Here is a 13,157-nt window from a genome sequence, read left to right on the forward strand (position 1 = left end):
GCCTCGGAGACGCCGACCGCCACTCCCGCGCGGGGCGGGACGAAGACCCCGAGCGGCACCCGGACGGTCCTGCTGCGCCGGGCCCGCGAACTCGCCCTCGTTCCCGCCCTGTTGCTGCTGATGGTGCTCGGCGCGTTCGTGAACGACTCGTTCCTCACCGAGCGCAACCTGATCTCGATCCTCGGCGCCTCGGCGGCCCTCGCGATGGTGGTGCTGGCCGAGTCGCTCGTCCTGATCACCGGCAAGTTCGACCTCTCCCTGGAGTCGGTCGTCGGCATCGCGCCCGCCGTGGGAGCCCTTCTCGTCCTGCCCGCCGCGCAGTCCGGCTGGGGGACCGAGTTCCCGGCCGTCCTCGCCATGCTGGCGATCCTCGTCGTCGGTGCGCTGGTCGGCGCCTTCAACGGCATCCTGGTCGTGAAGTTCAAGCTCAACGCGTTCATCGTGACGCTGGCGATGCTGATCGTGCTGCGCGGACTGCTCGTCGGCGCCACCAAGGGCAAGACCCTCTTCGGTATGCCGGACAGCTTCTACTCCCTGGCCACGACCACCTTCCTCAACATCCCGATGTCCGTGTGGCTCGCCGCCGTCGCCTTCGCCGTCACCGGTTTCGTCCTGAAGTACCACCGCGTCGGCCGCTCCCTGTACGCCATCGGCGGCAACCCGGACGCGGCCCGCGCCGCCGGCATCCGCGTGGAGCGCGTGATGCTCGGAGTGTTCGTCGTCGCGGGTGTTCTCGCCTCGGTCGGCGGCATCATGCAGACCGGCTACGTCGGCGCGATCAGCGCCAACCAGGGCCAGAACATGATCTTCACGGTGTTCGCGGCCGCGGTGATCGGCGGCATCAGCCTCGACGGCGGCAAGGGCACCATGTTCGGCGCCTTGACCGGCGTACTCCTGCTCGGTGTCGTACAGAACCTGCTCACCCTCGCCCAGGTGCCGTCCTTCTGGATCCAGGCCATCTACGGCGGAATCATCCTGGTAGCCCTCATGATCGCCCGTGTGACGACGGGACGCGCCCAGGACTGAGCCCGCCCGTCCCGTCACCTACCGAAAGGCCTTCCGTGTCCTCGACCCCCGCCCGCGTCACCGCGGTAGACACCTACGACATCCGCTTCCCCACCTCGCGCGAGCTCGACGGCTCCGACGCGATGAACCCGGACCCCGACTACTCGGCGGCCTACGTCGTGCTGCGCACGGACGCGGCCGACGGGCACGAGGGGCACGGATTCACCTTCACCATCGGGCGGGGCAACGAGGTCCAGGTCGCCGCGATAGAGGCGCTGCGCGGGCATGTGGTCGGACGGTCCGTCGACGAACTGTGCGCGGACCCGGGGACGTTGAACCGCGACCTGATCGGCGACAGCCAGCTGCGCTGGCTCGGCCCCGAGAAGGGCGTGATGCACATGGCGATCGGCGCGGTCGTCAACGCCGTGTGGGACCTGGCCGCCAAGCGCGCGGACAAGCCCCTGTGGAGGCTGCTGGCCGAGGGTGACCCCGAGTGGCTGGTCGCTCAGATCGACTTCCGCTACCTCACGGACGCGCTCACCCCCGAGGAGGCGCTGGAGATCCTGCGGCGGGGGCGTGCGGGCTCGCAGGAGCGCGTCGAGAGCCTTCTGGAGCGCGGCTACCCCGGCTACACCACCTCCGCCGGCTGGCTCGGCTACGACGACGAGAAGCTCACCCGGCTCGCCGCCGCGGCCGTCGCCGACGGCTTCCGGCAGATCAAGCTCAAGGTCGGCGCGGACCTGGAGGACGACATACGGCGCTGCCGGGTCGCCCGCCGGGTCGTCGGCCCCGGCATCCGCATGGCGATCGACGCCAACCAGCGCTGGGACGTCGACGAGGCGATCCGCTGGACCAAGGCGCTCGCCGAGTTCGACCCGTACTGGATCGAGGAGCCCACCAGCCCCGACGACATCCTCGGCCACGCCGCCGTCCGCAAGGCGGTCGCCCCGGTGAAGGTGGCCACCGGCGAGCACGTCCAGAACCGGGTCGTCTTCAAGCAGCTCCTCCAGGCAGGCGCTCTCGACGTCGTGCAGATCGACGCGGCCCGCGTCGGCGGCGTCAACGAGAACCTCGCCATCCTGCTGCTGGCGGCCAAGTTCGGCGTGCCGGTCTGCCCGCACGCCGGCGGGGTCGGCCTGTGCGAACTCGTCCAGCACCTGTCGATGTTCGACTACGTGGCCGTCACCGGCACCACCGAGGACCGGGTCATCGAGTACGTCGACCATCTGCACGACCACTTCCTGGACCCCGTGGTGATCCGCGAGGGCCACTACACGGCACCCACCGCACCGGGCTTCTCGGCGGCCATGCGCCCGGAGTCCATCGCGCGGTACACGTTCCCGGACGGGGCCTTCTGGGCAGAAGACCTCGCCGACGACACACAGAAGAAGGGGCAGGCGGCATGAGCGACTTCGAGGGCCTGAGGGCCCTGGTGACGGGCGGCGCCTCCGGCATCGGCCGGGCCACCGCCGAACTCCTTCTCGCGCGCGGCGCCCAGGTCGCCGTCCTCGACCTGGACCCGTCCTCGGTCGACAAGCCCCTGCTCGCCTACCGCGCCGACGTCACCGATGACGCCTCCGTCCGCGAAGCCGTCGCCGCTGCAGCCGCCGACCTCGGCGGACTCGACATCGTGGTCAACAATGCGGGCATCGGCGCCCAGGGCACGGTCGCGGACAACGACGACGAGGAATGGCACCGCGTCCTCGACGTCAATGTCGTCGGCATGGTCCGGGTGGCCCGTGCCGCCCTGCCCCACCTGCGTGAGTCGTCGCACGCCGCGATCGTGAACACCTCCTCCATCGCCGCCACCGCGGGGCTCCCGCGGCGGGCTCTGTACAGCGCGACCAAGGGGGCCGTGTACTCCCTGACTCTCGCCATGGCCGCCGACCATGTCCGCGAGGGCATCCGCGTGAACTGCGTCAACCCCGGTACGGCGGACACCCCGTGGATCGGGCGCCTCCTCGCCAAGGCCCCCGACCCGGCCGCCGAGCGCGCCGCCCTGGAAGCCCGCCAGCCCACCGGCCGACTCGTCTCGGCGGACGAGGTCGCGGGTGCCATCGCCTACCTGGCGAGTCCCCTCTCGGGCGCCACCACCGGCACCTCCCTCGCCGTCGACGGCGGCATGCAGGGCCTGCGCCTGAGGCCGGTGGATCAGTGAACACCCTCGGCAGCAGCGGCGTCCCGGTCAGCGGGCTGGGCTTCGGCGGTGCCGTCATCGGCAACCTCTTCACCGAGGTGACCGACGAGCAGGCGCACGAAGCGGTCGACACCGCCTGGCGGAGCGGCGTCCGCTACTTCGACACCGCCCCGCACTACGGCCTCGGACTGGCGGAGCAGCGCCTGGGGGAGGCCCTTCGGGAGCGCCCTCGCGCCGAGTACACGATCTCCACGAAGGTCGGCCGCCGGCTGGAGCCGTCCACGGACGGCGGCGACGACCTCGCGAACGGCTTCGCGGTCCCCGCAACCCGGCGCCGCGTCTGGGACTTCAGCGCGGACGGCGTACGCCGCACCCTGGAAGCGAGCCTCGAACGCCTCGGCCTGGACCACGTGGACGTCGTCTACCTCCACGACCCCGACGACCACGCCGAAGCGGCCTTCCGTGAGGGCTATCCGGCCCTGGAGAAGCTTCGCGCCGAGGGTGTGGTCCGGGCGATCGGCGCCGGCATGAACCAGGCCGAGATGCTCACCCGCTTCGTCCGCGAGACCGACGTCGACGTGGTGCTGTGCGCCGGCCGCTACACCCTGCTCGACCAGAGCGCGCTCACCGAGCTGCTGCCCGCCGCCGTCGAGCGAGGCGTCTCCGTGGTGATCGGCGGCGCGTTCAACTCCGGTCTGCTGGCGGATCCGAGGCCCGGCGCGACGTACAACTACGCACAGTCTCCCGGGGACCTGCTGGACCGGGCCCTGCGCATGCGGGAGATCGCCGAGCGGCACGGCATCAGCCTGCGGGCCGCCGCCCTCGCCTTCTGCGCGGCCCACCCGGCCGTCGCCAGCGTCCTCGTGGGCGCCCGCTCGGCGGCCGAAGTCAGGGACGCCGCCGAGCAGTTCGCCACTCCGGTGCCCCCCGCCTACTGGCAGGAGCTGCGCGACACCGGCCTCCTGACCGCCGAGGAGCCGTCATGAGAGTCGCCCTGCACACCAAGGTCCGCGCGGACCGCGTCGAGGAGTACGAGGCCGCCCACCGCGAGGTCCCCGCCGAACTCACCGACGCGATCCGCGCCGCCGGGGCCACCTCCTGGACGATCTGGCGCAGCGGCACCGACCTCTTCCACGTCCTGGAGTGCGAGGACTACGGCCGCCTCCTCGCCGAACTGGAGAAGCTCCCGGTGAACGTCACCTGGCAGGCCCGCATGGCCGAACTCCTCGACGTGGTGCACGACTACTCCGGCGAGGGCGCCGACGCCGGCCTGCCCGTCGTGTGGGAGCTGCCGTGACGGTCGTGGACGCGCACCACCACGTGTGGGACCTGTCGGTGCGGGACCAGGACTGGATCGCCGCGGACAGCCCCCTGCGACGGAACTTCACGGCGGCGGACCTCGCACCGGAAGCCGCCGCGGCAGGCGTCGACCGCACGGTCCTCGTCCAGACGATCACCGTGCCCGAGGAGACCCCCGAGTTCCTGGCCCTCGCGGCCGAGCACGACCTCATCGCGGGCGTCGTCGGCTGGACGGACCTGCCCCGCCCCGACATCGCCGACGAACTGGCCCGCCTGCGTGAACTGCCCGGTGGCTCCTACCTCAAGGGCATCCGCCACCAGGTCCAGGGCGAACCCGACCCGGAGTGGCTGCTGCGCCCGGACGTCCGCCGGGGCCTGACCGCCGTGGCCGACGCCGGCCTGGTGTACGACCTCGTGGTCCTTCCGCACCAGATACGTGCCTGCGTGAAGGCGGCCGACTCCCTCCCTCACCTCACCTTCGTCCTCGACCACTTGGGCAAGCCGCCCATCGCGTCCGGCGACCTGGAACCCTGGGCCTCGGCCGTCCGCGCCCTCGCCGCCCTTCCCAACACCGTCTGCAAGCTCTCCGGCATGGTCACCGAAGCGGACCTCGCCGCCTGGACGATCGACGACCTGCGCCCGTACACCGACACGGTTCTGGACGCCTTCGGCCCGGACCGCCTCATGTTCGGCTCGGACTGGCCGGTGTGCACACTTGCCGCGACCTACGGTGAAGTCCTGGACGTGGCACGCCAGTTGACCGGTGCTCACGACAGCGGCCAGATCTTCGAGGGCACCGCCGTCCGTGTCTACGACCTCTGAGCCGTCCCCGTCAGCCGTGTCGGTGGCAGATACTCCCGTACATACGTCCGCTCCCAGCACGCCCCCGTCTCCCGCAGTTCCCGCCAGGTGGTGTACCGGTACCGGAAGAGGCGGGCGCGGACATGGCGGGGCGGTGAGTCCGCCGGGAACGGGGAGCGGCGCAACAGCCTCAGCGTGGCGGGGTCGTTCTCCAGGAGCCGCTCGACCATCGCGCCGAACCACGCCCCGGCGTACGCCGGGGACAGCGCGGCGAACCACATCATCCAGTCCAGACGCAGATGGTAGGGCGCGAACTGGCGCGGCCACCGCCGTGGATCACCCGGCTTGCCCTTGAACTCGTACTCCCGCCACTCGGAGTCCCTGCGCGGTACGTCGTCCGCGGTGCCCTCGACCACCACCTCGTAGCGGATCCGGCTGACGCTGCCGAAAGCGCCGTAGGTGTTGACGAGGTGGAGCGGGTCGAAGGAGCGGTTCATGATCTGGCTCCGGGAGATCATGTTGCGGACCGGGTGGTAGCTCAGGGCGAGGAGCAGCGCGGCGACGGCGAGGACCGTCACCTCGTACCAGAGCGGGGTGGCCGGCAGGCGCGGCGTGTCTCCCGGGAGTTCCAGGGCCGGCACCGCCAGCACGATCGTGATCCAGTTCAGCCAGGCGAAGTTGCCGGAGAGCACCAGCCACAGCTGGGTCACGATCATCAGGGAGGCGGCGGCCGTGGCGATCGGCTGCGGGGTGAACAGCAGGAAGGGCACGGCGAGTTGGGTGACGTGGTTCGCGGCCACCTCCACCCGGTGCAGCGGCTTCGGCAGATGGTGGAAGTACCAGCTCAGCGGACCTGGCATCGGCTGTGTCTCGTGATGGTGGTCCAGGCAGGTGAGCTTGCGCCAGCAGTCGTCGCCGCGCATCTTGATGAGACCCGCGCCGAACTCGACCCGGAACAGGACCCAGCGCAGCAGGAACAACACCGCGACCGGCGGGGCCACTTCGTCGTTGCCCAGGAACACCGCGAGGAAGCCGACCTCAAGGAGCAGGGACTCCCAGCCGAAGCCGTACCAGGTCTGGCCCACGTTGACGATCGACAGATACAGCAGCCACGGCACCAGCCACAGCAGCATCCCGCCCCACAGCGGCAGCCGGGAGTCGAGGCCCGCCGCCAGCGCCACCGCCACCGCGCAGCCCGTCCACGCGCAGCAGGCGAAGAACCGGTCGGAGTAGTGGAGTTGGAAGAGGCTCGGCGCCCGCCGGAAGGGTACCCGCGCCACGAAACGCGGGACGGGCAGCATCCCGCGCTCCCCGAGCAGTGCCCGGAACTGCAGGGCCGCCGCGAGGAACGCGACGAAGTACAGCCCGGCCAGAGCCCGCTGGAAGACCAGCCGGCTCAGCCAGTACCCGGGTGCGGTGAACCAGTCCACGGCCGTGCTCTCCTGCCTCCATTGTCCCGCCGAATCCCTCCGTGACCCTCCGTGTACCTCCCCTCCGCTTGCGTAACCCGAGCGAGCGAAACAGACAATAGTGACGAACTGCCCGGGATGGACGGGAGAACGCGGTGCCGACACCCACCAGAACCCTCGTCACGGCCTGCGCGCTCGCGGCGGCACTCCTCGTCGCCGGACGCGGGGTCGACGGCGGTGGCGACCACGCCGCCGCGGCGAAGGGTGAACTCCTTCTGCAGCCGGCGGCCGCCCAGGGGGCGGACCCCTTCACCCGCTCCACGGCGACCATGTCGCCGCCTGTCACCCGAACGCCCCAGCGCGACTCGACCGCCCCACGGACCGTCTCCGGCGGGACGCCCGGCCTCTACGGCGGCATCGAGCGCGTCGCCGGCTGCGACGTCGAACGGCAGATCGACGACCTGGCCGCCGACCGGTCGAGGACGAGCGCGTTCGCGCAGGTCGCGGGCGTCTCCCCGGCCTCGGTCCCGGCGTACCTGCGCGGACTCGCCCCGGTCGTCCTGCGCGCCGACACCCGGATCACCGACCACGTGTACCGCGGCGGCCGGGCGATCGGCCACCAGTCCGTCCTCCAGGCGGGCACCGCGGTCCTCGTCGACGACCGGGGCGTCCCGCGCGTCCGCTGCGCCTGCGGCAACCCTTTGACGCCGCCGGTGGCGATGCGCGGCGGCGCGGTCGTGGGTGGGCAGCCGTGGTCCGCATACCGCCCCGACCAGGTGGTCGTGGTGACCCCCAGCGAGCAGGTCATGACCGACATCACGATCATCGACCTCGCCCACCACGCCTGGATCGAACGCCGGATCGACCACGACTGCCGGCACGACCATGTCGTACCCCCGCCGAAGCCGGAACCGCCGGCCTCCGTGCCCGCCCCCACGGCTTCACCGGGCGACGGCACGCCCCTCGCGCCGAAGAGCCCCGCGCCCGACTGCATGACCCCGGCCCCCACCCCCACCCCTACGCCGGCCCCGACCGTCGGCGTCATGCCCACCGCCACCGCCACCGAGGAGCCGTACGCCGGCTGTCCCACGCCCACTGTCCCCGCCACCCCGCCGCCCCCGACGCGGCCCGGGACCCCCGTGGTCCCACCGGGCGGCCCCCGTACGACCGTCCCCGCGGACCCCGAGACCGGGATCGGCCCCCAGACCGTCCCGGACACGCCCGATCTCCCCGACGGCGGCGGGCTGATCCCCGACGCACCGCCTGAGTCGACCGGTGGGGACACCGTGTTCGACAGCCCCACCGATGTCTTCGGCGCCTGACAGCCGCAGAAAGCACCGTCCTCCCGGTCGAAGAATCGGACAAATACTGGCAAGGTGGCTGCATGGTTGATCGGGGAGCGAGCGCCCTGTCACTCCCGGACGACTGGCCCGCCCGCCCGGACCCGATCCTGGCGCTCAACCGCATGGGCAGCTTCGACTGGGATCTGGACACCGGTCTGTTCCACATGGACGCCCAGGCCCACGAGGTCTTCGACCTGCGCCCCGACGAATACGACGGGAACCCGATGAGCCTCGGCGTCCGGATCCCGAGGGTCGAGGCGCACCGCCTGGACGCCCTGGTCGCCCAGGCCATCAAGGACGGCAGCGAGAACTACGGCACCTACTTCCGGCTGCGCTGCCGCGACGGCAGCCTGCGCTGGACCCACACCCAGGGCTACATCCGGCGCGACGAGACGGGACGCCCGCGCCGGATCATCGGCATCCTCCGCGACGCCACCCAGGAGGTCGACGAGCTGGAGGCCAGCAAGGAGCAGGCCGCGCAGGACGAGGCCCGGCGCCGGCAGACCAACGTCGTCCAGCTCACCACGGCCGCCCTCGCCCACGCCCGGACCGTCCAGGACGTCATCGACGTCCTCAAGGACACTCACGGCCTCACCCACCTCGGCGCCACCAGCCTGGTCATGGGACTGGTCGAGGCGGGCCGCATCCGGCTGATCGCCGAGGGCCCCGCGGGCAGCTTCGTGCCCGGCACCGACATCACCCGCATCGACGAGCCGTACCCGATGAGCGAGGCCGTGCGCACGCTCAGCCCGCGGTTCATCGAGTCGCCGGAGGAGTTCGCGGACCGCTACCCGATCCTGTGGCCGCACATCACCGGCCTCAAGATCACCTCCGCCGCCTACCTCCCGCTGATCGCCGAGGCCCGCCCGATCGGCGCCATGGGCCTGCTGTACAGCGACCGGTACGGCTTCACCCCCGAGGACCGCAACGTCCTCATCGCCCTCGGCAGCAGCATCGCCCAGAGCCTTCAGCGGGCCATGCTCTACGAGCAGGAGAAGGACCTCGCCACCGGCCTCCAGCAGGCCATGCTGCCGCGCACCATCCCGAGCGTCCCCGGCGCCGACGTCGCCGTGCGCTACCGGGCCGCCAGCGGCGAGGGGGCGCTGGCCCGGGACATCGGCGGCGACTGGTACGACCTGATCCCGCTGCCCGGCGGCCGCGTCGGTGCCGTCATCGGCGACGTCCAGGGCCACGACACCCACGCCGCCGCCGTCATGGGCCAGCTGCGGATCGTGCTGCGGGCCTACGCCGCCGAGGGCCACACCCCGGCCACGGTGATGGCCCGGGCCTCCGTCTTCCTCCACGAGCTCGACACCGACCGCTTCGCGACCTGCCTGTACGCCGAGGCCGACCTGGCCACCGGAGTCGTCCAGGTCGTCCGCGCCGGCCACATCGACCCCCTGGTCCGGCACGCCGACGGCAGCTGCCGCCGGGTGACCGTCGACGGGGGGCTGCCGCTCGGACTGTCCGCCGAGTTCGGGCAGCTCGAATATCCCGTCACCACCCTCGAGCTCGACCCCGGGGGCACCCTGCTGCTGTGCACCGACGGGCTGGTCGAAGAGCCGGGCGCCGACCTCGACGACGGCATGCAGACCCTCACGCACCTCATCGCCGCGGGTCCCCCCGATGTGTGGGAGCTCGCCGACCGGCTCATCGACGTGGCCGAGGAACGCGGCGGCGACGACGACGTGGCACTGCTCCTGCTGCGCCGCCGCGGTCTGGACGCCCCGCAGTCCGGCGGCCGCCTCCAGCAGCACGTGGCGCCCGGGGACCCCGAGGCCCTCACCGAGGCCCGCCACATGATCCGGGCCGCGGTCGGCGCCTGGGGCGCGCGGGAGCGCTCCGACGAGATCGAGCTGGTCGCCGACGAGCTGATCACCAACGCCCTGATGCACACCGAGGGCTCCGCGATCGTCACCCTGCGCGTCATGACCCGCTCCGACCGGCGGATGCGCGTCGAGGTCGAGGACTCCTCCAGCGCCCTGCCGCGCCGCCGGGAGGCGGGCGAGTCGGGGGTCTCGGGCCGGGGCCTGCTCCTGGTCGACCTGCTGAGCGACGTGTGGGGCGTGGAGGCGCGGGGCGGCGGGAAGTGTGTGTGGTGCGAGTTCGTCGTGGGGGAGCGGACCTGACCACAGCGGATTTGACCACAACGGACCTGACCACAACGGTCCCGGGTGGCACTCTGGACCTATGCCGGAACTGCCCGAGGTGGAAGCGCTCAAGGACTTCCTCACCGAGAACCTGGTCGGCCACGAGATGGTGCGCGTGCTGCCGGTGGCCATCAGCGTCCTGAAGACGTACGACCCCCCGCTCACCGCCGTCGAGGGCCGTGAGGTGGTCGCCGTGCACCGCCACGGCAAGTTCCTCGACCTGGAGACGGACGGCGGCCCGCATCTCGTCACCCACCTGGCCCGCGCGGGCTGGCTGCACTGGAAGGACCGCCTGCCCGACGGCCCGCCCCGTCCCGGCAAGGGCCCCCTCGCCCTCCGGGTGGCGTTGGAGACCGGCGCCGGCTTCGACCTCACGGAGGCGGGGACGCAGAAGCGCCTCGCGGTGTACGTGGTGGCCGACCCCCAGCAGGTCCCCGGCATCGCCCGCCTGGGCCCGGACCCCCTGGCCGACGACTTCGACGGGGCGAGTCTCGCCGCCCTCCTGAAGGACGAACGCCGACAGCTGAAGGGCGCCCTGCGCGACCAGACCCTCATCGCCGGCGTGGGCAACGCCTACAGCGACGAGATCCTGCACGCGGCGAGAATGTCCCCGTTCAAACTGGCGGCTTCCCTGACCCCCGAGGAGACCGACAACCTCTACCGGGCGCTGCGCACGACCCTCACCGAGGCGGTGGAACGGTCGAGAGGGGTGGCGGCAGGACGCCTGAAGTCGGAGAAGAAGTCCGGCCTGCGTGTCCACGGCCGCACCGGCGATCCCTGCCCGGTCTGCGGCGACACCATCCGGGAGGTCTCCTTCAGCGACTCCTCCCTCCAGTACTGCCCCACCTGCCAGACGGGTGGCAAGCTGCTGGCGGACCGGAGGCTGTCGCGACTGCTGAAGTGACCGCGTCCGTCGTCAGCCGGGATCCAGCGTCACCAGGTGCTCCCCGCCCGACGTCCTGACCTCGTAGTGGTCGATCTGGTCGGCGTGGAAGGTGGAGCTGCCCATCATGGTGTTGTCGCCGGTCGCGTGCCCGGTGGCGTTCCAGCCGGTGACGGTCTCCTCCTTGCCGTCCTGACTGATCGCGACCAGGTGACAGGCGCGGGGACCGGACTCGTCCTTCACCTTGAGCTCCACCTGGGTGCCCCAGTCCTCGTCCTCGGTGGTGACCTGGGCCCACACGCCGGACCGGGCGTCGGTCGCCTCGATGCTGGTGGTCCCCGCCGCGTCGCCGCCCGTCGTCATCGCGAGCGCGGAACCGCCCACGGTCAGGACCACCGACGCGGCCACCGCGTACAGCAGCCGCCTGCGCCGTGCCCGGTGGCGGGTCGCGACCTCGCCGAGGAGGCGGTTCAGGAGCTGGGGGCCGGGCTGGGCCATCGGGTGGACGACCCGCGGGGTCGCCCGGCGGTACAGCATCATCTGACGGGTCACAGGACCGAACTCGGTCACGTGTGCCGCGCACTGGGGGCACTCCATGAGGTGGTCCTCGAAGCGGAAGGCCTCCGCCTCGTCCAGCACGCCGAGCGCGTACGCGCCGACGTCGCGATGCCTCTCCAAGGACCTCATGCGGAAACCTCGTGCCGTTGAGTGTGGGTGGGGTTACTCCTTGCTCCCACCGGTACGCACCAGCCCGCCGAATCACTCAAGGCATGCGCAGAATCGTGACCAAGGGATTCGGAGCGGTCGGTCCCGCGGATTGGTCCGGATCGAAAGTAATCCAGAAGGGCTAGAACAGGTGGATGGCGAGGTGCCCGAGGGGCAGACCGAGCTGCCACGCCGGTGTCCACACCTTCGGCCCCTCGTCCTCACCGATCCCCGCCCCGCCGCCCGGCACGGCGTTCAGATCGGGGGCGAGCAGCTCCGTCTCCTCGAGCCAGCGCCAGGCTGCGGCCGCCAGTTCGAGGTCCGCGGCGGGCTCGCCGGTGGCGACCGCCTCGGTGGTCAGCGCGGCCATCCGCTCGCACACCCAGTCCTGCCACGGCTGGTCGTACGCCGTCAGTGACAGCCAGTTCTCCAGCTGCGAGACGACCTGGATGCCGGAGAGCTCTCCCTCGGTGTCGGCGAGGAAGACGGTGAGCGCCAGGGCGTCCCGTCCGGCGCGGAACTCGAAGGACGTCGGCGGCATCAGATCGCCGGAACGCAGCAGCTCGTCGGCGATGTACTCGGCGTACAACCAGGCCATGGGGACGTCGAGTTCCCCGCCGCCGGCCCCGTCCGTGCTCTCTTGACCTCTGTGCAGCATCCCTTCCTGCCTTCCTCCGGTGCGTGCGCGTCGCCCGACCCCGCGCCAGGCCCCCATCCGGAACACGGATGAAGACAGCCGATTACTCAACAGGGGTCTTCAGCAAGGCGCTTTACGGAGGTTTGACTTTTCCTTCGGTTTCACCGCAGGTCGGCCGCGTATCCCGGAAGCACCCGGCGCAGGGCGCGCAGCGCGTAGTACGCGCGGGACTTCACGGTACCGGGCGGAATCCCCAGGATCTCGGCGGCCTCCGCCACACTCGCCCCCTGGAAATACACCAGCACCAGGACTTCACGGTGCTCCGGAGTGAGAGTCTTCACAGCCTCGCGTACGTCGAGGGTGGCGGCCGCCCGTTCGGCGTGATCGGCGCACACCCGGGCGTTCTCCAGCACCGCGTCGCCGACCTCGGCGGGACGCGCCTGCCGGGCCCGCCGCGCGTCGATCGCGAGCCGCCGTCCCACCGTCAGCAGCCAAGGCCGTACGGACTCGAAGTCGTCGGCGCGCAGGGCCTCGGGATGCTGCCAGGCGCGCACGAGGGTCTCCTGCACCAGGTCCTCGGCGCGTTGCCGGTCGCCGTCACTGAGCCGGAGCAGGAGCGCGAAGAGAGGCCGGCCGTGCTCCCGCTGCAGTGCGGCGAGCTCGTGCTCGGCGGTCGTCCCGTTCGTGAGGGTGGATCCGGCCGTCATGGCCGTATGGCACCTCAATGCGGGGCCGGGGGACAGGGCACGCACAAGGATCTGCGGCGGACGGTCGATCGCGTCGACGAA

13 protein-coding genes are annotated in these 13,157 nt (G+C 71.5%); 9 read left to right on the plus strand and 4 right to left on the minus strand.

Translation table 11 applies throughout. The annotated features are described in order from the left end of the window. Positions 1 to 120 precede the first annotated feature (120 nt). The 6 genes from ABZT06_RS02240 to ABZT06_RS02265 are packed head-to-tail and all read left to right on the plus strand — an operon-like array spanning position 121 to position 5,263. Entirely contained in the window at positions 121 to 1,026 is a 906-nt protein-coding gene (locus ABZT06_RS02240) for an ABC transporter permease (protein ID WP_355734092.1), read from the plus strand. A gap of 35 nt (positions 1,027 to 1,061) precedes the next feature. Beyond that, positions 1,062 to 2,411, plus strand: a complete 1,350-nt coding sequence (locus ABZT06_RS02245) for an L-fuconate dehydratase (RefSeq protein WP_355733499.1) — start codon at positions 1,062 to 1,064, stop codon at positions 2,409 to 2,411. Then, complete coding sequence (locus ABZT06_RS02250; RefSeq protein ID WP_355733502.1) at positions 2,408 to 3,163, plus strand: SDR family oxidoreductase; 756 nt, start codon at positions 2,408 to 2,410, stop codon at positions 3,161 to 3,163. The genes ABZT06_RS02245 and ABZT06_RS02250 overlap by 4 nt, the downstream gene beginning before the upstream one ends. Next, complete coding sequence (locus tag ABZT06_RS02255; RefSeq protein WP_355733505.1) at positions 3,160 to 4,128, plus strand: aldo/keto reductase; 969 nt, start codon at positions 3,160 to 3,162, stop codon at positions 4,126 to 4,128. Before ABZT06_RS02250 ends, ABZT06_RS02255 begins: the two co-directional genes overlap by 4 nt. Continuing rightward, complete coding sequence (locus ABZT06_RS02260) at positions 4,125 to 4,439, plus strand: L-rhamnose mutarotase (RefSeq protein WP_355733507.1); 315 nt, start codon at positions 4,125 to 4,127, stop codon at positions 4,437 to 4,439. The genes ABZT06_RS02255 and ABZT06_RS02260 overlap by 4 nt, the downstream gene beginning before the upstream one ends. Then, positions 4,436 to 5,263 (plus strand): amidohydrolase family protein, encoded by an 828-nt coding sequence (locus ABZT06_RS02265; protein WP_355733509.1) that lies wholly within the window; start codon positions 4,436 to 4,438, stop codon positions 5,261 to 5,263. The genes ABZT06_RS02260 and ABZT06_RS02265 overlap by 4 nt, the downstream gene beginning before the upstream one ends. On the opposite strand, the gene ABZT06_RS02270 is transcribed toward ABZT06_RS02265, so the two are convergent. Next, the gene (locus tag ABZT06_RS02270; RefSeq protein ID WP_355733512.1) at positions 5,251 to 6,672 is read right to left on the minus strand and encodes a lipase maturation factor family protein; all 1,422 of its coding nucleotides are present in this window, start codon (positions 6,670 to 6,672) and stop codon (positions 5,251 to 5,253) included. The genes ABZT06_RS02265 and ABZT06_RS02270 overlap by 13 nt on opposite strands. 134 nt (positions 6,673 to 6,806) lie before the next feature. Between ABZT06_RS02270 and ABZT06_RS02275 the strand changes: the two genes are divergently transcribed. The 3 genes from ABZT06_RS02275 to ABZT06_RS02285 all read left to right on the plus strand — a co-directional run bounded on the left by ABZT06_RS02275 (position 6,807) and on the right by ABZT06_RS02285 (position 11,048). Then, positions 6,807 to 7,973, plus strand: coding sequence for a DUF6777 domain-containing protein (locus ABZT06_RS02275; protein ID WP_355733515.1), 1,167 nt, complete (start codon positions 6,807 to 6,809; stop codon positions 7,971 to 7,973). Between the two features lie 62 nt (positions 7,974 to 8,035). Beyond that, positions 8,036 to 10,123, plus strand: coding sequence for a SpoIIE family protein phosphatase (locus tag ABZT06_RS02280; RefSeq protein ID WP_355733517.1), 2,088 nt, complete (start codon positions 8,036 to 8,038; stop codon positions 10,121 to 10,123). 61 nt (positions 10,124 to 10,184) lie between these two features. Continuing rightward, on the plus strand, positions 10,185 to 11,048 hold the full coding sequence (locus ABZT06_RS02285) for a DNA-formamidopyrimidine glycosylase family protein (protein ID WP_355733520.1): 864 nt from the start codon (positions 10,185 to 10,187) through the stop codon (positions 11,046 to 11,048). A 12-nt stretch (positions 11,049 to 11,060) separates the two neighbouring features. Here the strand turns inward: ABZT06_RS02285 and ABZT06_RS02290 are convergent, their stop codons facing one another. The 3 genes from ABZT06_RS02290 to ABZT06_RS02300 form a co-directional block, all read right to left on the minus strand. After that, positions 11,061 to 11,714, minus strand: a complete 654-nt coding sequence (locus tag ABZT06_RS02290; RefSeq protein ID WP_355733523.1) for a zf-HC2 domain-containing protein — start codon at positions 11,712 to 11,714, stop codon at positions 11,061 to 11,063. A gap of 160 nt (positions 11,715 to 11,874) precedes the next feature. Then, positions 11,875 to 12,390, minus strand: coding sequence for a hypothetical protein (locus ABZT06_RS02295; protein WP_355733526.1), 516 nt, complete (start codon positions 12,388 to 12,390; stop codon positions 11,875 to 11,877). A gap of 140 nt (positions 12,391 to 12,530) precedes the next feature. Further along, positions 12,531 to 13,076: a sigma-70 family RNA polymerase sigma factor gene (locus ABZT06_RS02300; RefSeq protein ID WP_355733528.1), complete on the minus strand. Its 546-nt coding sequence runs from the start codon at positions 13,074 to 13,076 to the stop codon at positions 12,531 to 12,533. Positions 13,077 to 13,157: the final 81 nt, after the last annotated feature.

Origin of the sequence: Streptomyces sp. NPDC005483 (assembly GCF_040606035.1) — a bacterium.
GTDB lineage: Bacteria > Actinomycetota > Actinomycetes > Streptomycetales > Streptomycetaceae > Streptomyces.

What these genes read in the sequence shown, in the direction of transcription:
- ABZT06_RS02240 (WP_355734092.1), top strand. Translation starts at nt 121, where the DNA reads ATGGTGCTCGGCGCGTTCGTGAACGACTCGTTCCTCACCGAGCGCAAC.
- ABZT06_RS02250 (WP_355733502.1), top strand. Translation starts at nt 2,408, where the DNA reads ATGAGCGACTTCGAGGGCCTGAGGGCCCTGGTGACGGGCGGCGCCTCC.
- ABZT06_RS02260 (WP_355733507.1), top strand. Translation starts at nt 4,125, where the DNA reads ATGAGAGTCGCCCTGCACACCAAGGTCCGCGCGGACCGCGTCGAGGAG.
- ABZT06_RS02280 (WP_355733517.1), top strand. Translation starts at nt 8,036, where the DNA reads ATGGTTGATCGGGGAGCGAGCGCCCTGTCACTCCCGGACGACTGGCCC.
- ABZT06_RS02285 (WP_355733520.1), top strand. Translation starts at nt 10,185, where the DNA reads ATGCCGGAACTGCCCGAGGTGGAAGCGCTCAAGGACTTCCTCACCGAG.
- ABZT06_RS02290 (WP_355733523.1), bottom strand. Translation starts at nt 11,714, where the DNA reads ATGAGGTCCTTGGAGAGGCATCGCGACGTCGGCGCGTACGCGCTCGGC.
- ABZT06_RS02295 (WP_355733526.1), bottom strand. Translation starts at nt 12,390, where the DNA reads ATGCTGCACAGAGGTCAAGAGAGCACGGACGGGGCCGGCGGCGGGGAA.
- ABZT06_RS02300 (WP_355733528.1), bottom strand. Translation starts at nt 13,076, where the DNA reads ATGACGGCCGGATCCACCCTCACGAACGGGACGACCGCCGAGCACGAG.